Source organism: Micropruina sp. (genome assembly GCF_047606665.1).
Classification (GTDB): Bacteria; Actinomycetota; Actinomycetes; order Propionibacteriales; family Propionibacteriaceae; genus Micropruina.
The window spans coordinates 131,103-149,490 of record NZ_JASGEF010000063.1; the positions used below are offsets into that span (position 1 = coordinate 131,103).

Genomic DNA, 18,388 nt, shown 5'->3' on the forward strand with positions numbered 1-18,388 from the left:
GCAATGACCGATCTGTTCACCCAGCTGCACCACGTCTGCATCGTCGTCCATGACCTCGATCGCGCCGTTTCCGCTTATCAGAGGCTTGGTGTGGGCCCCTGGTTCGACTACCCCAAGGGGGGTGCCTACGTCGAGTACGACGTCCCCAACCCGGCCGGTTCGGCGGGCATGCGGTACAAGTGTTACGACTTCATGAATGTGCAGCTGCAGCTCTGCCAGCCCGGCCCGGAGGACACCCCGCAGCGCCGTTTCCTGGATACCCACGGCGAGGGCGTCTACCACCTCGGCTTCGAGGTCCCCGACCTGGTGGACGCCGTCGCCACCGGTCAGCAGCTCGGCCTGGACGTGATCGGCAAGGGGCGGCGCGAGGACGGTTCGGGCTTCTGCTACTTCGACACCCGTGCCGAGGCAGGCGTCACCCTGGAGGTGCGGCACACCAGCGCGCCCGCGGCGTCCGACGGCGACAGCCACTGATCCGGCCCGGACCCACCCACCGACCGACCAGACACCGAAAGGACACCCGCATGGACGCCGTGACGACTCCGCCGCTCCCGGTCAACGAGGTCAACCTGAGCTATGCGCCCGGCACACGGGAGCGCACCGCCTTGCTGGACGAGATCGCCCGCCAGCAGGCCGAACAGCGCGAACTGGACGCCTGCATCGGCGGGCGATGGCGGCCCGGCGGCGGCACCGAGATCTCGGTGGTGCAGCCGCACGACCACCGGCACGTCCTCGGTGTGCTGCGCAACGCGACCGCCGCGGACGCCGAACAGGCCATCGCTGCCGCGGCGGTGGTCGCCCCGGCCTGGCGGGAGCTGCCGTTCGACGAGCGGGCCGCGGTATTCCTGCGGGCCGCCGACCTGCTGGCCGGGCCGTGGCGGCAGCGGCTCAACGCCGCCACCCTGCTCGGTCAGGGCAAGACCGCCTATCAGGCCGAGATCGACAGCGCCTGCGAGCTGATCGACTTCTGGCGGTTCAACGTCCACTTCGCCGCCCAGCTGCTCACCGAGCAACCGATCGCGAACAGCGCCGGGGTGTGGAACCGGACCGATCACCGTCCGCTGGAGGGCTTCGTCTACGCGATCACGCCGTTCAACTTCACCGCGATCGCCGGCAACCTGCCCACCGCACCCGCACTGATGGGCAACACGGTGCTGTGGAAGCCGTCCCCCACCCAGCAGCTGGCGGCGAGCCTGACCATGGAGCTGCTGGAGGAGGCCGGGCTACCGGCGGGCGTGATCAACATGCTGCCCGGCGACGGGCTGGCGGTCTCCGAGGTGGCGCTGGCTAGCCCCGACCTGGCCGGGATCCACTTCACCGGTTCGACCGGCACCTTCCAGCATCTGTGGGGCCAGGTCGGTGCCCGGATCGGCGGCTACCGCTCCTACCCGCGCCTGGTCGGCGAGACCGGCGGCAAGGATTTCGTCATCGCGCATCCCTCGGCCGACGACGCCGTGCTGCGCACCGTACTGATCCGCGGCGCCTTCGACTACGCCGGGCAGAAGTGCTCGGCGGCGTCCCGCGCCTACATTCCGCGCAGCGTCTGGAACCGGATGGGCGACAGCCTGATCGAGGCCACCGACGCGCTGCCGATGGGCGACCCGCGCGACCTGGGCAACTTCCTCGGCGCGGTGATCGATGAGCGCGCCTTCGCCAAGCAGCGGGCGGCCATCGAGCGGGCCCACGCCCACCCCGACCTGCGGGTGGTCGCCGGCGGCCAGCTGGACGACTCGGTCGGCTGGTTCGTCCGGCCCACCATCGTGGTCGGCGACGATCCCACCGACGAGGTGTTCCGCACCGAGTACTTCGGCCCGGTCCTCGCGGTGCACGTCTTCGACGACGGCGACTTCGACACGGTGGTGAGGCAGGCCGAGTCGGCGTCGCCATACGCGCTGACCGGAGCGGTGATCGCCCGCGACCGGGCGGCTATCGAGTCGGCCAGCCGCACCCTGCGGTTCGCCGCCGGCAACCTCTACGTCAACGACAAGCCGACCGGCGCGGTGGTGGGCCAGCAGCCGTTCGGCGGCGCGCGGGCGTCCGGCACCAACGACAAGGCGGGCTCGGCCCAGAACCTGCTGCGTTGGACGAACGCCCGCTCGATCAAGGAGACCTTCGTGCCGCCGACCGAGCATCTCTACCCGCACATGAACTGAGTCCGTCCGCGGCGGGTCTCTGATTGAGGGTCATCTCTCGCGCACACAACGGGCGGGATCGGGCACGGCGGTTGGTGCCCGATCCCGCCCGCTATTTTCCGGAGCTGTGCGGAGATGCGGATCGCTCCGCGGTCACCAGGCGCCCGATTCGGCACCGATGTCTTCGTCCTTGATCTTCTCCGCATCGATGTGGAACTGGTCGAGCCATCGTTCGTGATCCAGCAACCGGTGGGATCGGCGCGGCGTGTCAGACATGTTCTCCCCAGCACGCCCGGTCTGGCGCTGGGTGCGCTCCTCCTCGGCAGCGGCTCGGGAACCCGTTGGAGTGGACATGGCACCAAGCCTCGCCGGTGTTCGACCGTTGTTCAACACATTGCTTTGCGCTCACCCGTGGTCTCGACGAGCGAGGTCGGAATCCAAGGGTGACAGCCCGCCGAGCACGGAGCAGAATCTCCCGCATGCCACCGGATCGCTCCGAGGACGTGCCGGCTGCCGCTGCCCTGTCCGGAGCCGCCGATGGCGGACGACCACGCGAGGCACGCACGGCGCGCAGCCAGGAGTTCCTCCGGACCTGGACGCCGGTCCGCGGCACCGGGACAGCTCAGCGGGCGGATATCGTGGCGGCGATCGCCAGGATGCGCACCGAACGCGACCGGCAGATTCTGGAGGCTGGTTCGGTGGCGTGTGGCGACCGATGTCCGCCGCGCGCTCGCCGGCCGCGACCCGATCGTCCGTAGGAGGCATGATGCGCGGCTTCGTGTACCGGGGGCCTGGCGTCCCCGCCGAATTGACCGAGGTGCCGACGCCGGAGCCCGGTCCGGGCGAGGTGCTCACCCGGGTCGGCGCCACCACCGTCTGCGGCACCGATCTGCGCATTCTGCGCGGTGAGAAGTCCAAGGGCGTCGATCTGGGCGTGGTGCTCGGGCACGAGGTCGCCGGGTATGTCGAGGCGGTCGGCGACGGTGTCTCCGGTTTCGACGTGGGCGATCTGGTCAGCATGCCGCCGTCGGTCTGCTGCGGGGTCTGCGGCCCCTGCCGGCGCGGCACCGAGCATCTCTGCAACGACGTCCATCTGGTCGGTTACGACATCGACGGCGGCCTCGCCGACCACTGGGTGATTCCCCGCGCGGCCGTCGCCCGCGGCCAGCTGGTCAAGGCCGGCGGGCATCTGGCGCCGGCTCAGCTCTCCCTCGCCGAGCCGCTGTCCTGCTGCCTGAACGGCATGGACAACTACCGCGTCGAGGTCGGGGACGTGGTGGTCGTCCTCGGCGCCGGACCGATCGGGCTGATCCATCTGCAGCTGGCCCGGCTCGCCGGCGCGCATGCGGTGGTGGTCTCCGAGCCGCTGGCGAACCGGCGGGCGGCGGCCCGCGCGCTGGGCGCCACCGTGACGGTCGACCCGACCACCGACGACTTGGCCGGCGTCGTCGCCGACCTCACCGGCGGCGAGGGCGCGGACGTCGTGGTGCTCTGCTTCGGACTCCCCGAACTGGTCAACGACGCCCTCACCCTGACCCGCAAGCGCGGCCGGGTGAGCATCTTCGCCGGGCTCGCCGGCGATGGCTGGTCGACGATCGCCGCCAACCTGATCCACTACAAGGAGATCACCGTGGTCGGCTCGTCCAACTCGGGACGGGAGAGCTTCGCCCGCGCCGTCCGGCTGATCGAGAGCGGCGCGATCGACACCCGCGCGCTGGTCACCCACACCTTCGGGCTGTCACGGGCCGCCGAGGCGATCGAGTTCGTCGCGTCCGGCGAGGGCCTCAAAGTCGCCGTCGTCCCCGACTGATCCCACGCCGGACGCCGTCCGGAACCCGTCGATCTCACCGAAAGTGAGGGTAACCACACGAAATCCCTCATTTCTCACATGGGATTCCTCTCCCCCCGCGGGGCGTCATCGAATACCGTTCACTCAAAGGGGAGGGCAGCACCGTCGCAGCCGCCCCGACTGAGCGACGACGCTCAAGAAAGGAGCACACCATGGCGAAGGACAAGAGGTTGGTCATCGGGATCGACTTCGGCACCGGCAGTTCGAAGGGCGTCCTGGCCCGGCTGAACGGCAAGGTGATCGCCACCTCCGAGAAGCCGCACCGGACCTCGATGCCGAAGCCGGGCCATGTCGAACACGACGCCGACGAGGTCTGGTGGGCCGACTTCCTGGCCATCACCTCCGACCTGCTGCACAAGGCAACCGGCCCGGTCGTCGGCATCACCACCTCGGGCATCGGCCCGTGCTCGGTGTTCACCGACGGCGACGGCAAGCCGCTGCGTCCGGCGATCCTGTACGGCGTCGACACCCGTGCCTCCAAGGAGGTCGCCGAGCTCAACGACACCCTGGGCATCGAGAACGTGATCGAGCGCTGCGGCAACATTCTGACCTCGCAGTCGCAGGGCCCGAAGTTCCTCTGGACGGTCCGCAACGAGCCCTGGGTGTGGGAGAAGACGAAGTACTTCTTCATGGCCCAGTCGTATGTGGCGTTCAAGCTGACCGGCGCCTATGTGCTCGACCACCTGTCGGCGTCCATGTTCGACCCGATGTACTCGCCGAAGACGCAGGACTGGATCCCGGAATGGTGCGAGCTGGTCGCCCCCGGCATGGAGCTGCCCGAGCTGAAGTACTCCAACGAGATCGCCGGCTACATCACCGCCCAGGGCGCCGCCCTGACCGGCCTGCCGGAGGGCATCCCGGTCGGCGTCGGCAGCACGGACGCCTTCAGCGAGGCGCTCAGCGTCGGGGTGAAGGATCCCGGCGACGTGATGCTGATGTACGGGTCGACGATCGTGGCCAACCTGGTCGCCAACCACTTCATGTCGCACCCGAACCTGTGGGCTATCACCGGCCTGTACCGCAACACCTTCGCGCTGGCCGGCGGCCTGTCGGCGTCCGGTGCGTTGACCACCTGGCTGAAGGGCATCAGCGGCGGCACCGAATACGCGGTGCTCTCCGAAGAGGCCGGCGACGTCTCCCCCGGTGCGAACGGCCTGCTGGCGCTGCCCTACTTCGCCGGCGAGCGGACACCGATCAGCGACCCGCGAGCCCGCGGCGTGATCGCCGGCCTCACCCTGAGCACCACTCGCGGCGAGCTGTACCGGGCGTTGCTGGAAGCCACCGCGTACGGCACCCGGCATCTGCTGGAAGCCATCAAGGAGGCCGGCGGCGAGGGCAAGCGGTTCGTCGCGGTCGGCGGCGGCACCAAGGGCGGCCTGTGGACCCAGATCATGTCGGACGTCTGCGGCATCGAGCAGGTGCTGCCCAAGCTCGCGATCGGCGCCAGCTACGGCGACGCGCTGATCTCGGCCCAGAACGTCGGCGAGGCGGACGAGTCCACCAGCTGGATGAAGGTCTCGGCCCACGTGCAGCCGAACGAGGAGAACAAGGGCCTCTACGACGACTTCTTCGGTCGTTACCTGGAGCTCTACCCGGCCACCCAAGACATCGCGCACTTCCTGGCCGACCACCAGCTCGCCGAGTAACCCTCGCAGCGACGACGACGGACGCGGCCACCGAGTGGTCGCGTCCGTCATTTGTACTCAGACGCCAATTCGCCGGTCGAGCTTGTCGAGACCCCTTGCCGACACCTCATCCCCTCGCGGTCTCGACAAGCTCGACCAGCGACAACCTGGTGGATTCCTCAGCATCGAGTGCTTTCAGTCGCTCCTGGACCCTGGATAGGACGCCCAACCGGGCGTCGACGCCGCAGCCGCGCAGGAACACCCAGAAATCCGGGTGAAGCGCACGGTGACGATCCGGGTGACCAGCAACAACGACGAGATCCGGACCCGAGCAACAACTTCTTCGTCTTCACGCCCACGCCCTGACCACCCACTCCGCCGGTCAGCGTCCCGCGCCGAATTACGTCCGATTCGAGAGGCACCTCGCCTCGTACGCCTCGAACAGGTCACCGATCGGACGTAATCTGACAACCCCGTTCGCTGAAGGTGACCCCCGTGGGCAGGACCCGCCGTCGCGATCGCGTCCGGGCCGACCGGCCGGGACGACGATCGAGGCTCAGTCGTGCAACTCGTAGATTCGGACGGCGTTGGTCTGGCCGCCGGCACCGGTCGGGTTGCCGGCGACGATCACGATCAGGTCGCCGGCCTTCACCCAACCGGTCTCGTGCAAAGCGTCCTGCACCGATTGCACCATCGCCTCGGTGTTGACGAACTCGGGGGTCACCCACGACTGAACGCCCCAGCACAAGGTGAGCTCGAGGGCCGTCCGCGGCTTCGGGGTGAACGCCATGATCGGGATCTCGCAACGCAGCCGGGCCAACCGGTGCGGGGTGTCGCCCGAGATGGTGAAGGCCGCCAGGTACTTGGCCCCGACCCGCTCGGCGATGTCGACCGCGGCCTTGGAGATGACGCCGGAGTGGGTGTGCGGGTCCCAGTTGATGCGGCGGATCTTGTCGAGGCCCTGCTCCTCGGTGTAGTTGATGATCCGGGACATCACCTTGACCGCCTCGAGCGGGTACTCCCCCATCGCCGTCTCGCCGGAGAGCATCACCGCATCGGCGCCGTCCAGGATCGCGTTGGCGACGTCGGAGGTCTCCGCCCGTGTCGGCTGCGGGGCGCTGATCATCGACTCCAGCATCTGGGTCGCGACGATCACCGGCTTGGCCCAGGTGCGGGCCTCCTCGATGATCCGCTTCTGCACCGAAGGCACCTGCTCCGGCGGCAACTCGACGCCCAGGTCGCCGCGGGCCACCATGATGGCGTCGAAGGTGTCGATGATCTCGTGCAGGTTGTCGACGGCCTGCGGCTTCTCGATCTTGGCGATCACCGGGACGTGCCGATCTTCCTGATCCATGATCTCGCGGACCCGGTCGTAGTCGGACGCACTGCGCACGAAGGACAGCGCCACCATGTCGACGCCGTGCCGCAGCGCCCACCGCAGGTCCAGCTCGTCCTTCTCGCTGAGCGCCGGCACCGACACCGCCACGCCTGGCAGGTTGATGCCCTTGTTGTTCGACACCCGGCCACCCACCACCACCTCGGTGATGACGTCGGTGTCGGTCACCTCGACGGCGCGCAGGTGGATGCGTCCGTCGTCGACAAGCACCTGATCGCCGGGCCGGACATCCTGGGTCAGCGACTTCAGAGTGGTGCCACATCGTTCGGCGGTGCCGAGCACGTCCTCCGTGGTGATCACGAACTTCTGGCCGGCCTCCAGAATCGCGAAGTCGTTCTCGAACCGGGTCAATCGGATCTTCGGTCCCTGCAGGTCGGCGAACACCCCGACCGGACGCCCCACCTCGTAGGACGCGTCGCGGACCAGCTTCAACCGCCGCATGTGCTCCAGATGGTCGCCGTGAGACATGTTAAGGCGAGCCACATTGATGCCGGCCTCCATCAGGCCGATAACCTTCTCCAGCGTGTCCGTCGCGGGACCCAGCGTTGCCACAATCTTCGCTCTGCGCACGTTGGCACCTTAGCGGACTCAGTTGGCCGAATAGTTACCCCGAGGCCGCAATGACACAGCTATACGTGACGAAGATGTTCCAGTGCGGACGCCAGGTCGTCGGGGTAGGTCGAGGTGAACCGGACCAGTTCACCGCTGCCCGGATGCTCGAAGCCGAGCTCGACGGCGTGCAGCCATTGCCGCTCTAGGCCGAGCCGGCGTGACAGCACCGGATCGCTGCCGTAGAGCGGGTCACCGGCACACGGGTGCCCGATCGCCTGCATGTGCACCCGGATCTGGTGGGTGCGTCCGGTCTCCAGATGCACTTCGAGCAGGGTGGCACCACGGAACACCTCGAGGGTGTCGTAGTGGGTGATGCTGTGCCGCCCTCCGTCGATGATCGCCATCTTCCAGTCGTGGCCGGGGTGGCGTCCGATCGGGGCATCGATGGTACCGACATGCGGGTCGGGAAAGCCCTGCACCAGGGCGTGGTAGACCTTGTCGACGGTGCGGTCGCGGAAGGCGCGCTTCAGCAGCGTGTAGGCCAGTTCGCTCTTGGCCAGCACCATCAGCCCGGACGTCCCGACGTCCAGTCGCTGCACGACGCCCTGCCGCTCGGCGGCCCCCGAGGTGGAGATCCGGAAGCCGGCGGCGGCCAGGTGCTCGGTCACCGAGGGGCCGTTCCAGCCGAGCGAAGGATGCGCGGCGACCCCGGCCGGCTTGTCGACCACGACGATGTCGGCGTCGTCGTGCACGATCCGCACCCCGGCCACCTCGCGGGGCGTCACCGGCACACCGGACGCCGGCACGGGCAGTTCGACCTCGAGCAGCTCACCGCCGGCGACCCGGCTCGATTTGGTGACGCTGCGACCGTCGAGCAGGACATGCCCAGCGGCGATCAGGTCGTCGATCCGGCTGCGGGACAGCCCGGTCATCCGGGCCGCGGCGCTGTCGATGCGCTGCCCGGCCAGCCCGTCGGGAACCAGGTGGACGCTCACAGCTGCGGCGTCCCGGCTTTGGCGTCGCCCCGGTCCACCTCGCCGGCCAGGTTGACCTGGGCGATCAAGGTCAACCAGATCACCGTGACGGCGGCGAAGGTGATCCAGATGTCGGCGACGTTGAAGATGGCGAACCAGGGCACCTGCAGGAAGTCGACGACATGGCCGTGGAAGGCGCCCGGCTCGCGGAACAACCGGTCGAAGAGGTTGCCGGACACGCCGGCCAGCAGCAGCCCGGTGGCAAGCATCCAGCCGGGATGCCGAACCCGCGGCACCATCCAGATCAGCAGGAAGAGCAGGGCGGCGATGGCCAGGCAGGTCAGCACCACGGTGAAACTCTCCCCCGTGCTGAACGCCGCCCCCGGATTGCGGATCAGCCGCAGATACAGCTGGCCGGGGATCACCAGCACGGCGACGCCCGGATCGAGGCTTCGCAGCACCCATTCCTTGGTCGCCCAGTCGAGCGCGAAGCCGATCACGCCGAGCAGCACGGCCCACAGGCCGTAGCGACGAGGACACACGGCTATCGCCGCTCCTCCCGCTTCTTGCAGGTCATGCACAGGGTCGCCCGCGGGAAGACCTGGAGCCGGTCCTTGCCGATCGGCTGGCCGCAGGACTCGCAGCTGCCGTACTCACCGGTATCGAACAGCCGCAGCGCCAACTGCGCCTGCTCGAGCATCTCGCGGGCGTTCTGCGCCAGCGACATCTCCTGGTCGCGCTCGAAATTGGTAGAGCCGACATCGGCCGGGTCGCGCCCGGCACCATCGCTGCCGTCGGAGAACAGATCCTCCAGACCGGCCTGCGCGACCGAGATGGCGCGCTCCAAACGCGCCACCTCGGCGGTCAACTCGTCCCTCACCTCAGCGAGTTCCTCAGCGGTCCACGGTTCCTCGCCCTCGGCGACCGGAATGGACGCCGGACCGAGGGGATCCGTCTTACGAGCCGTTGGCATGGCGTGGAACTCCTTCAGGTGGTGGTCCGAGCGGCGAGAGTACCACCCAGGTGGGCACGGCCGAAGCCCGGCGTCCGCCCCGGTGCTCGGCTCAGTTCTGCTCGTTGAGCAGCGCGTCCAGCCGTGGCGTCTCCGACGGTCCCGCCGGCTCGTCCTCGTCGGAGAGGAGGGCGGGGGTGTCGGCGGGCTCGACGTTGCCGGCCAGCGACTCCAGCTGAGCCCGCAGCTGACTGCTCAGGCTGTTGCGGTAGCGGTCCTCGAACGAACGCAGGTGGTCGACCTTGTCACGCAACTCGTCGCGCTCGACCTCCAGGGCGTGGAACAACTCGATCCGGCGATCGGCCAACTCGGCGTCGAACGCCTCGGCCTTGGCCAGCGATTCGGCGTCCAGCGCCTCGGCGGCGGAACGGGCCTGCTGCTCCATCTCATCGGCGCGCTCACGGGCGCTGGTGAGCGCCTCGTGAGCCTGCGCGGCGGCCTCTTCGAGGGTCGCCGCGGCGTTGGCGGACGCCTCGGCCGTGATCCGCCGAGCATCCTCTTCGGACTCGCCGACCAGGCGTTCGGCCTGCTCAGTCGCCATCTGCAGCAGCTTGGTGACGGCCGGCGCAGCGTCGGCGGCGGCAGTCACCTGGATGTGCTCGATCTTGGAGGTGCGCTCGGCGTTCGCCGCCTGCGCGGCGGCCAGCTCGATGCGGACGCCGTCCAGCTCCTGGTGGGTCGCGTCGAGTTCGGCCTGCAGTGCGGCGATCTGGCCGTCGCGTCCGGCCAGGTCGGCACGGGCCTGGTCGAGCTGGCCCTGCAGCTGTGCGATCAGCTCGCCCTGTTCGCCCTCGGTGAGGGCGGCACGGGCGCTCTCCAGTTCGCTGCGGAGGTGGCTCAGTTCTTGGCTGCGGCCGTCGAGTTCACCGCCCAGACGCTCTACCTCGGCGTTAGCGTCGGCGAGCAGCTGCCGCAGTTCGTCGGCTTCCGCGCCACCGTCACCGGCCGACAACGTCATGTCGCCGCCGGCGGTCAGGGCTTCCACCTGCTTGACAAGGGTCTCGTTCTCTTCACCCAGCTGCGCCAGCGTCACCTCCACCTTGTCAACGAAGTTGTCGACGTCAACCGGCTCGTAGCCGTTGCGGCGGGCCAAGTGGAATCTGGTCTGACGGACCTGTTCCAGCGTCAAGGTCATTCTTCACCTCACGAAGGGCGGGGGATGGGTATGAACCACGTCAGGCTAGCGGTGCGCGCACCCGAAACACAAAGGATTCCAAGCGGCACTAGCCAATTCCACGCGGGAACTAGACGAAGATGAACGGAATCAGCCGCTGCAGGAACGACAGGCCCAGAAACAGCACAAGGAAACCGAGATCCCAGCTGGTGGAGCCCAGCCGCAGCGGCGGGATGATCTTGCGCATGAACCGCAGCGGCGGGTCAGTCATGGTGTAGACGAACTCGGCTAGCACCAGCATCAGCCCGCGCGGCTGCCAGTCGCGGACGAACATCGGGACGAACGAGAGAACCGCCCGCGCCATCATGATGGCCAGGTAGGCCCACAGGATGTACCACAGGACCAAGCCGACCAGTTGCACGGATACTTCCTTCGAACGACGGAGCCTTCGGTGAGCGAGCCTGAGGGCGATGACGCCTCGACTAGCTCTGGTTGTAGAACCCCCCGGCAATGCGTTCCTTGTCCTCGGCGGTCACGTTGACGTTCGGCGGCGAGAGCAGGAACACCTTGCTGGTGATGCGGTCAATACTGCCACGCAACCCGAAGATCAGTCCGGCGGCGAAGTCGACCAGGCGCTTGGCGTCCGCGTTCTCCAGTTCGCCGAGGTTCATGATCACCGGAACGCCGTCGCGGAAGTGCTCGCCGATCGTGCGGGCCTCGTTGAACGCCCGCGGCGTGACCGTGATGATCCTGCTCAGGTCGGCGGTGCGCGGGGACGGCGAGGTCGGACGGCGCGACTCCAGCTCGGTGACCGTCGCCGCTGCCGGCACGGGCGCGGCCGGCGCCTGGACGACCTGGGTCGTGGGGGCCGGCGGCGCCGCCTGAGGAGGGCGCGCGGGTTCGCGGGTCACCACGTCTTGGGTGACCTCGTCGCCGCCGTACTCGGACTGTGCGTAGTTGTTGTCCGAGACCAGCCCGAGCCAGACGGCCGCCTTCTTCAATGTGTCAGCCATTTCCATCCCTCAGTCCGCGCGTACACCTGCAACTAAACCATGGTGGCAGGCGCTCAGCCGGCCGTCTCCCTCCGACACGCCTCGGCGAGCCAGATGATGCCGGCTTGTCGTCCGGAGGCGGCAGCGTCTCTACGGTGAGAGTGCAACGTCGGGGTCTGCAGCGTGCAGCGGGCGACATCGGTCACCGTCACCCCGAGCCGCTCCATGACGCCGCGGGCGCCCGCACCCAGATTGAGACCGGACGTCCCGGCTCCGGTGACGGTGCGGCTGCCGGGGACCAGTGCGCCGACCTCGGCGGCCATGGCGTCCGGCACCTCGTAGCAGCGGCCGCAGATGTGCGGGCCGATCCAGGCCTCGATCGCGGTGGCGCCGGCGACGCGCATCGCGGCGACGGTGGCCTGCAGCACCCCGCCGGCCAGCCCCATCCGGCCGGCGTGCGCGGCGGCGATCACGCCGGCGGCGGCGTCCGCGAACAGCACCGGCACGCAGTCGGCGACCCGGACGGCCAGGCCGACGCCTGGACGGGTGGTGAGCAGGGCGTCCGCGCTGCGGGTGGCCAGCTCGGCCAGGTCAGTGCCGGCATCGACCACCGCCACCTCGGCACCGTGTACCTGGCGGACCACCGCCAGCGGCATCCCCAGATCGGCTTCGACGACCGCCAGGCCGGGGGCGCGCCCGGCCGCGCCGTGGGCGCCGCCCAGGCTGAGCAGGCCGCCGTCGGCGGCCACCGCATCGGAAAAGGCGACCCCGACGCCATCGGCGCCGGGGTCGCGGAAGAACTGGTACATCGCTGAGGTTCCGGAACCTCTTACTTCAAGAAGTCGGGAACGTCCAGGTCATCGTCGGCCGGCGGCTGCTGGAAGGCGGGCCGTGGCGCGTACGCGGAAGGCCGCTCAGCGGGCTGGGACGGCGCCACCGGCTGCTGCACGGGCGCGGCCTGTCTGGTCACCACCGGCTCGGGACGGCTCACCGGCGCGGCCGGGGCCGGGCTCGGACGGCTCTGCCGCAGGTCGGGCGACCGGGTGATGCCCGGCTGGCGCCGCGGCGGCTGCCCGCCGTCGAAGCCGGCCGCGATCACGGTGACCCGCACCTCGTCGCCGAGCGCATCGTCGATGACCGTGCCGAAGATGATGTTGGCGTCCTCGTGGGCCGCCTCCTCGATCAGGTTGGCCGCGGCCGAGACTTCGAACAGGCCCAGGTCGGAGCCGCCCGCGATCGACAGCAGGACGCCGTGCGCACCGTCGATGCTGGCCTCCAGCAGCGGCGAACTGACCGCCATCTCGGCGGCGGCGCGGGCGCGGTCTTCGCCCCGCGCCGAGCCGATGCCCATCAACGCCGAGCCGGCGTTGCTCATCACGGCCTTGACGTCGGCGAAGTCGAGGTTGATCAGGCCTGGCGTGGTGATCAGGTCGGTGATGCCCGAGACGCCCTGCATCAGCACCTGGTCGGCCTGCTTGAAGGCGTCCAGGATCGCCACCTGATGGTCGGTCATCTCCAACAGCTTGTCGTTGGGGATGACGATCAGGGTGTCGACCTCTTCGCGGAGGTTGCTGATGCCGTTGTCGGCCTGGGTGGCGCGGCGCTTGCCCTCGAACGAGAACGGCCGGGTCACCACACCGATGGTCAGGGCGCCCAGCGAGCGGGCGATCCGGGCCACCACGGGTGCGCCGCCGGTGCCGGTGCCGCCGCCCTCGCCCGCCGTGACGAAGACCATGTCGGCGCCCTTCAGCACCTCTTCGATCTCGTCGGCGTGGTCTTCGGCGGCCTGCCGGCCCTTGTCGGGGTCGGCGCCGGCACCGAGCCCGCGGGTCAGATCGCGGCCGATGTCGAGCTTCACGTCGGCGTCGCTCATCAGCAGCGCCTGCGCGTCGGTGTTGACGGCGATGAACTCGACGCCGCGCAGACCGGATTCGATCATCCGGTTGACGGCGTTGACACCACCCCCACCGACGCCGACGACCTTGATGACCGCCAAGTAGTTCTGGGATGCACTGCCCACGAAAATTCCCACCTCAATAGCGCTATGCCGTTGCCTGAAAAGAAAGTCTCAAGTTGCGGTGCAGACCCTGGGGAAGGCAACTCGGTGACATCGAGTCAAAGGCTACGCAGCCGCCAACACCCACGTCCAACGGGCGGCGCCCCGTCGGCGCGTCCCTCAAGTAGAACTTCAGGGTTACTCGGCGAGCACGTCGGGGTCGCCGAGTGCTCATTTGGTGACGGGATTGGACGGTGCCGAGACGTCGTAGACCCGGTACGAGGTGAGCATCAGCCGGCTCAGCACCTGGGCCTTCAACTCGGACTCCTCGGCACTCCCCCAGACCACCTGTACCCCGCCGGTCAGCTCGAACGCGATGCTGTCGGGAGTCGCCGCGCCACCCTCGCGCACCCGGTCGCGGACGTCGGACGGCAGCGCCCGCAGCACGGTGGCCAGGTCGCGGATCAGCCGGGGGTCCCCGGTCGGCACCTTTGCCGGCAGGACGCCGTGCGGCGCCTTGCCGGCAGAGTCGAAGATGACGCCCTGATCGTCGGCTATCCAGTAGCCACCAGGGGTTTCGATGGCGAGGGCCGGCGTCCGTTCGGTGATCCGGACAGCGATCGTGTTCGGCCACTGCCGGGCCACCGACACCTTGGCCACCGGGGGCAGCCCGGAGACCCGGGTGGCGACGGCGTCCAGGTCGACCCGGGCCAGCGGCAGCCCATCGGGCACCCCGGCGACCCGTTGGACCTCGGCGGCCGCGACCAGCTTGGCGCCGTACACCTCGACGGACCGGACGCCCAACACCGCCGACCCGAACAGCAGCCAGGCCAGTACGCCGACCACCACCAGTACGGCGGCGAGACTGGACAGCAGCACCATCCGGCGACGGCGTCCACGACGCTGGCGCAGGGTGATCCGGCTGGTGGCATCGCTGATGTCGGTCATCGTCACCGGGCGGCCTCCACCGCGGCCGGGCCGACGGCGGTGACGTCCCCGGCGCCCACGGTGAGGGCCAGGTCGCCAGGACGCAGCAGGTCAGCCAGCACGCCGGGCGCGGCGGCCTTGTCGGCCACGTAGCTGACTGCGGCGGCGCCGGCGGCACGGGCGGCGTCCGCGACCAGCTCGCCGGTGACGCCGGGGATCGGATCCTCGCGGGCCGGGTAGACGTCCATCACCACCACCTCGTCGGCCGCCGCCAGCGCGGCGCCGAAGTCGGCGGCGAAATCGCGGGTGCGGCTGAACAGGTGCGGCTGGAAGCAGACCACCAGGCGTCCAGTGCCGGCCAGCGGACGGGCCGCGGCGAGCAGCGCGGTCACCTCGGTGGGGTGGTGGGCGTAGTCGTCGTAGATCCGGGCACCGCGGGCCTCGCCGACGTAGCTGAACCGGCGATGAGTGCCCCGGAACGTTTCGGCGGCCGCCCGCAGCCCGGCGCCGCCGAAGCCCAGCGAACGACCGATGGCGTACGCCGCGGCCGCATTGGCCAGGTTGTAGCGGCCCGGCACGGCCAGCCGCAGCGGGCCGGCGTCGGACGGCGTCCGCAGCGTCGCCGAAACGGTCGCGGTGTCCACCGCCAGGTCGGTGAGCCGGACATCGGCCTCCGGCGATTCGCCGAAGGTGACGATCTGCCGTCCCCCGCCCTCGACACGGGGACGCAGCGCGACGGTGCCGGGATCGTCGGCGGACAACACCACGGTCGCCACGCCGGGTGCGGTCGCCAACGCCACGAAGCCCTCGAAGTAGGCCTCCGGCGTGCCCCAGTTGTCCAGGTGGTCGGCCTCGATGTTGGTGATCGCCACCACCTCGGCCGGGTACTGCAGGAACGAGCCGTCAGATTCGTCGGCCTCGACCACGAACGCCTCGCCGCCGCCCAGCCGGGAACTGCCGCCGGTGCTGGCCAGCGGCGACCCGATCACATAGGACGGGTCGGCGCCCAGCGTGTTCAGCATCTCGGCGGTCATCCCGGTGGTGGTGGTCTTGCCGTGGGTGCCGGTGATCGCCACGCCGCGGCGGCCGAGCATCAGCGCGCCCAGCGCGGCGCTGCGGTGCCAGATCCGCAGCCCGCGGCGGCGGGCCTCGGCCAGCTCGACGTTCGACTCCCGGATCGCCGACGACACCACCACCGTGCCGGCGTCGCCGAGCTGGGCGGGATCGTGCCCGACGTGGACGTCGATGCCGGCGGCGGCCAGCTGCCGCAGCGCGGCCGAATCGGCCTGGTCGCTGCCGGAGACCGGCACCCCCAGCGCGGCGTAGGCGGCGGCGATCCCGCTCATTCCGGCACCGCCGACGGCGATGAAGTGGACGCCGCCCAGCTGGTCGGTGGGCAGCAGGTCGACGGGCTGCACGAGGGGCATCTCAGGACCTTTCCGCGCTCGTCGAACCAGCGATGGCCAGCACCCGCGCCGCCAGCGCGCCGGAGGCGTCCGCCGGCACCAGGTCGCGGCTGGCCCGGCGCATCGCCGGCAGTCGTTCGGGATCGGCGAACAGCGCCCGCACCTCGCCGGCCATCCGGGCGGCGTCGAAGTCGGCGTTGTCGATCAGCAGCGCGGCGCCGCCGTCGACCAGGAAGGTGGCGTTGCGGGCCTGTTCGCCGTTGCCGTGCGGCAGCGGGACGAAGATCACCGGCAGTCCGACGGTGGCGGTCTCCATCACGGTGCCGGCGCCGGAGCGTCCGACCATCAGATCGGCGGCGGCATAGGCGTCCTCCATGGCGTCCACGTAGCCGAGCGGTACGTAGCGGGCACCAGTGGCGTCGTCGGTCACCACCACGTCGGCGTCGGTGATGTTCTTCGGCCCCAGCACGTGCAGGATCTGGATGCCGGCGGCGAGCAGGTCGGTGCGGGCGCCCAGGGTGGCGGCGTTGATGCTCTGTGCGCCCTGGGAACCGCCGGAGACCAGCAGGGTCGGTCGGTCGGCGTCCAGGCCGAACCCGACCCGAGCCTCGGCGCGGCGGGCCTCCACGTCCAGCTCGGCGATGCCGCGGCGCACCGGCAGGCCGAGGTACTGTGCGCCCGGCAGCGGGGTGCCGGGGAAGGACACCGCGACCAGCTTCGCGAACCGGGCGGCGACCTTGTTGGCCAGGCCGGGCAGCGCGTTCTGCTCGTGGATCACCACCGGGACGCCCAGCGTCCGGGCCGCTAGGTAGACCGGCAGCGAGACGTAGCCGCCGAAGCCGACCGCGACGTCGGCAGCCTCGCGCTTGAGGATGCGCCGGGCCTGCCGCACCGAGTCGACCAGCCGCCACGGCACCTTGACCAGCTCGGGGGTCAGCGAGCGCGGCAGCGGCACCGGCGGGATCAGCTCAAGCCGCAGCCCGGCGGCCGGGACGACGGTCGTCTCCAGCCCCCTCGGGGTGCCGACCGCGACCACGCTGCCCGCCGGATCGGCTTCGGCGATCCGTTCGGCAGTGGCGATCAGCGGCGAGGTGTGCCCGGCGGTCCCTCCGCCGGCCAACACGACGTGAACCATGGTCCTCCTACTTAGGCGCGGCGGGACTCGACCACGGTGACCGGTTTGCCGCCCTTGCGCTTCTTCCGTTCGGCCAGCCTACGGGCGTCCGGCTCTAGCTTCGCGCAAGCCAGCAACAGGCCGATGCCGGCGAGATTCGCCATCAGGCCCGACCCTCCGTAGGAAAGCAACGGCAGCGTGACGCCCAGCACCGGGACCATCCGCAGCACCACCATGATGTTGACCAGTGCCTGGATCATCAGCCACGACGTCACGCCCGCCGCGAGGTAGCGGCAGAACGGCAGATCGGACCGCAACGCGATCCGGAAGCCGGCATAGCCGAGCACCAGGAACAGCGACAGCACCACCAGGGTGCCGACCAGCCCAAGTTCTTCGCCGATGATCGCCAGCACGTAGTCGGTGTGCGCCTCGGCCAGCGAGCCCCACTTCTGCCGGGACCCGCCCAACCCCAGCCCCCACCAGCCGCCGGACGCCAGCGCGAAGATGCCGCGCATCGGCTGCATGTTGACACCCATGGTGTCGTGGCCGGCGTTGAGGAAGCCCAGGATCCGGTCCATCCGGTTGCCGGAGGTGATCACCAGGGCGAGGACGGCGGCGCCGACGACCGCGCCGATCGAGGCCAGGATCTTCCAGGACGCCCCGACGTACCACAGGATGGCCACCACGATGGCGCCCATGATCATGCCGGTGCCCAGGTCGTGCTGCAGCACCACCAGACCGATCAGCAGCGCCGAGACCGGGACGAACGGCACCAGCAGGTGTTTCGGCTGGTCGAGCAGCTTCTGCTTGCGGGCCAGCAGGTCGGCGCCCCACATGATGATGGCCAGCTTGGCCAGCTCGGAGGGCTGGATGCGGAAGAACGAGGTGCCGAACTGCACCCAGTTCTGGTTGCCCTTGGCCTCACCCCAGCCGAGCGGGGTGAAGGTCAGCATCTGCAGCACCAGGGCAGCGACCACCAGCGCCCAGCCGAGGATCTTCAGCGCCCGCGGCTGCATTCGGGAGAGCACGATGGCGGCAACGCCACCGACGGCGAGGAAGAAGATCTGCCGCTTCACGAAGTAGTAGGCGTCGCCGAAGCGAACGCTGCCCAGCACGCTGGACGCCGACAGCACCATCATCATGCCGAGGCTGAGCAGCAGCACGGTCGGCACCAGCACCAGGTAGAAGCTGGCCTGCGGATGCGCGAGCGCGTCGGCGATCGGGCTGGACCGGGTGCGGCGCCGAGCCCTGCCCCTGTTGGGCCGGTTGCGATCCAGCGGGAACGGAAGGGTCGCCACT

19 protein-coding genes are annotated in these 18,388 nt (G+C 69.6%); 5 read left to right on the top strand and 14 right to left on the bottom strand.

Annotation, left to right across the window (positions count from 1 at the left end):
- The first annotated feature begins 3 nt into the window (after nt 1–3).
- Nucleotides 4–474, top strand: coding sequence for a VOC family protein (locus QM619_RS15365; protein WP_415110623.1), 471 nt, complete (start codon nt 4–6; stop codon nt 472–474).
- A 50-nt stretch (nt 475–524) separates the two neighbouring features.
- Nucleotides 525–2,153, top strand: coding sequence for an L-glutamate gamma-semialdehyde dehydrogenase (pruA, locus tag QM619_RS15370; RefSeq protein WP_415110626.1), 1,629 nt, complete (start codon nt 525–527; stop codon nt 2,151–2,153).
- Between the two features lie 132 nt (nt 2,154–2,285).
- Here the strand turns inward: pruA and QM619_RS15375 are convergent, their stop codons facing one another.
- A complete protein-coding gene (locus QM619_RS15375; protein WP_415110629.1) occupies nt 2,286–2,486 on the bottom strand; it encodes a hypothetical protein in 201 nt (66 codons plus the stop codon).
- A gap of 125 nt (nt 2,487–2,611) precedes the next feature.
- Here QM619_RS15375 and QM619_RS15380 point away from each other — a divergent pair, with 125 nt between their 5' ends.
- The 3 genes from QM619_RS15380 (at nt 2,612) to QM619_RS15390 (ending at nt 5,627) form a co-directional block, all read left to right on the top strand.
- The gene (locus tag QM619_RS15380; protein ID WP_415110632.1) at nt 2,612–2,890 is read left to right on the top strand and encodes a hypothetical protein; all 279 of its coding nucleotides are present in this window, start codon (nt 2,612–2,614) and stop codon (nt 2,888–2,890) included.
- Nucleotides 2,891–2,898: 8 nt separating this feature from the next.
- The gene (locus QM619_RS15385) at nt 2,899–3,942 is read left to right on the top strand and encodes a zinc-binding dehydrogenase (protein WP_415110635.1); all 1,044 of its coding nucleotides are present in this window, start codon (nt 2,899–2,901) and stop codon (nt 3,940–3,942) included.
- 191 nt (nt 3,943–4,133) lie between these two features.
- Nucleotides 4,134–5,627 carry an FGGY-family carbohydrate kinase gene (locus QM619_RS15390; protein ID WP_415110638.1) on the top strand — a complete coding sequence of 498 codons (1,494 nt, stop codon included), beginning with the start codon at nt 4,134–4,136 and terminating at the stop codon, nt 5,625–5,627.
- A 535-nt stretch (nt 5,628–6,162) separates the two neighbouring features.
- Here the strand turns inward: QM619_RS15390 and pyk are convergent.
- From pyk to ftsW, 13 genes are all read right to left on the bottom strand, one after another.
- Entirely contained in the window at nt 6,163–7,572 is a 1,410-nt protein-coding gene (gene pyk, locus QM619_RS15395) for a pyruvate kinase (protein ID WP_415110641.1), read from the bottom strand.
- A gap of 59 nt (nt 7,573–7,631) precedes the next feature.
- Complete coding sequence (locus QM619_RS15400) at nt 7,632–8,549, bottom strand: RluA family pseudouridine synthase (protein ID WP_415110644.1); 918 nt, start codon at nt 8,547–8,549, stop codon at nt 7,632–7,634.
- Nucleotides 8,546–9,070 carry a signal peptidase II gene (gene lspA, locus QM619_RS15405; RefSeq protein ID WP_415110647.1) on the bottom strand — a complete coding sequence of 175 codons (525 nt, stop codon included), beginning with the start codon at nt 9,068–9,070 and terminating at the stop codon, nt 8,546–8,548. The genes QM619_RS15400 and lspA overlap by 4 nt, the downstream gene beginning before the upstream one ends.
- Before the next feature lie 2 nt (nt 9,071–9,072).
- Entirely contained in the window at nt 9,073–9,501 is a 429-nt protein-coding gene (locus tag QM619_RS15410) for a TraR/DksA family transcriptional regulator (RefSeq protein ID WP_415110650.1), read from the bottom strand.
- A gap of 91 nt (nt 9,502–9,592) precedes the next feature.
- Nucleotides 9,593–10,675: a DivIVA domain-containing protein gene (locus QM619_RS15415; protein WP_415110653.1), complete on the bottom strand. Its 1,083-nt coding sequence runs from the start codon at nt 10,673–10,675 to the stop codon at nt 9,593–9,595.
- A 109-nt stretch (nt 10,676–10,784) separates the two neighbouring features.
- Nucleotides 10,785–11,075 carry a YggT family protein gene (locus tag QM619_RS15420; protein WP_415110660.1) on the bottom strand — a complete coding sequence of 97 codons (291 nt, stop codon included), beginning with the start codon at nt 11,073–11,075 and terminating at the stop codon, nt 10,785–10,787.
- Nucleotides 11,076–11,136: 61 nt separating this feature from the next.
- Nucleotides 11,137–11,667 carry a cell division protein SepF gene (locus tag QM619_RS15425; RefSeq protein ID WP_415110663.1) on the bottom strand — a complete coding sequence of 177 codons (531 nt, stop codon included), beginning with the start codon at nt 11,665–11,667 and terminating at the stop codon, nt 11,137–11,139.
- A 53-nt stretch (nt 11,668–11,720) separates the two neighbouring features.
- Nucleotides 11,721–12,455, bottom strand: a complete 735-nt coding sequence (locus QM619_RS15430) for a laccase domain-containing protein (protein WP_415110666.1) — start codon at nt 12,453–12,455, stop codon at nt 11,721–11,723.
- Nucleotides 12,456–12,475: 20 nt separating this feature from the next.
- Nucleotides 12,476–13,666 (bottom strand): cell division protein FtsZ, encoded by a 1,191-nt coding sequence (gene ftsZ, locus QM619_RS15435; RefSeq protein ID WP_415110669.1) that lies wholly within the window; start codon nt 13,664–13,666, stop codon nt 12,476–12,478.
- A 207-nt stretch (nt 13,667–13,873) separates the two neighbouring features.
- On the bottom strand, nt 13,874–14,590 hold the full coding sequence (locus QM619_RS15440) for a cell division protein FtsQ/DivIB (RefSeq protein ID WP_415110830.1): 717 nt from the start codon (nt 14,588–14,590) through the stop codon (nt 13,874–13,876).
- Between the two features lie 2 nt (nt 14,591–14,592).
- Entirely contained in the window at nt 14,593–15,996 is a 1,404-nt protein-coding gene (gene murC / locus QM619_RS15445; RefSeq protein ID WP_415110672.1) for a UDP-N-acetylmuramate--L-alanine ligase, read from the bottom strand.
- 1 nt (nt 15,997) lies between these two features.
- Entirely contained in the window at nt 15,998–17,110 is a 1,113-nt protein-coding gene (gene murG / locus QM619_RS15450) for an undecaprenyldiphospho-muramoylpentapeptide beta-N-acetylglucosaminyltransferase (RefSeq protein ID WP_415110675.1), read from the bottom strand.
- 11 nt (nt 17,111–17,121) lie between these two features.
- Nucleotides 17,122–18,387 (bottom strand): putative lipid II flippase FtsW, encoded by a 1,266-nt coding sequence (ftsW, locus tag QM619_RS15455; protein WP_415110678.1) that lies wholly within the window; start codon nt 18,385–18,387, stop codon nt 17,122–17,124.
- Nucleotide 18,388: the final 1 nt, after the last annotated feature.

Coding starts and splice junctions, on each gene's coding strand:
- pruA (WP_415110626.1), top strand. CDS start 525: ATGGACGCCGTGACGACTCCGCCGCTCCCGGTCAACGAGGTCAACCTG.
- QM619_RS15410 (WP_415110650.1), bottom strand. CDS start 9,501: ATGCCAACGGCTCGTAAGACGGATCCCCTCGGTCCGGCGTCCATTCCG.
- QM619_RS15425 (WP_415110663.1), bottom strand. CDS start 11,667: ATGGCTGACACATTGAAGAAGGCGGCCGTCTGGCTCGGGCTGGTCTCG.
- murC (WP_415110672.1), bottom strand. CDS start 15,996: ATGCCCCTCGTGCAGCCCGTCGACCTGCTGCCCACCGACCAGCTGGGC.
- QM619_RS15375 (WP_415110629.1), bottom strand. CDS start 2,486: ATGTCCACTCCAACGGGTTCCCGAGCCGCTGCCGAGGAGGAGCGCACC.
- murG (WP_415110675.1), bottom strand. CDS start 17,110: ATGGTTCACGTCGTGTTGGCCGGCGGAGGGACCGCCGGGCACACCTCG.
- QM619_RS15380 (WP_415110632.1), top strand. CDS start 2,612: ATGCCACCGGATCGCTCCGAGGACGTGCCGGCTGCCGCTGCCCTGTCC.
- QM619_RS15385 (WP_415110635.1), top strand. CDS start 2,899: ATGCGCGGCTTCGTGTACCGGGGGCCTGGCGTCCCCGCCGAATTGACC.
- QM619_RS15365 (WP_415110623.1), top strand. CDS start 4: ATGACCGATCTGTTCACCCAGCTGCACCACGTCTGCATCGTCGTCCAT.
- QM619_RS15440 (WP_415110830.1), bottom strand. CDS start 14,590: ATGACCGACATCAGCGATGCCACCAGCCGGATCACCCTGCGCCAGCGT.
- QM619_RS15415 (WP_415110653.1), bottom strand. CDS start 10,675: ATGACCTTGACGCTGGAACAGGTCCGTCAGACCAGATTCCACTTGGCC.
- QM619_RS15430 (WP_415110666.1), bottom strand. CDS start 12,455: ATGTACCAGTTCTTCCGCGACCCCGGCGCCGATGGCGTCGGGGTCGCC.
- QM619_RS15390 (WP_415110638.1), top strand. CDS start 4,134: ATGGCGAAGGACAAGAGGTTGGTCATCGGGATCGACTTCGGCACCGGC.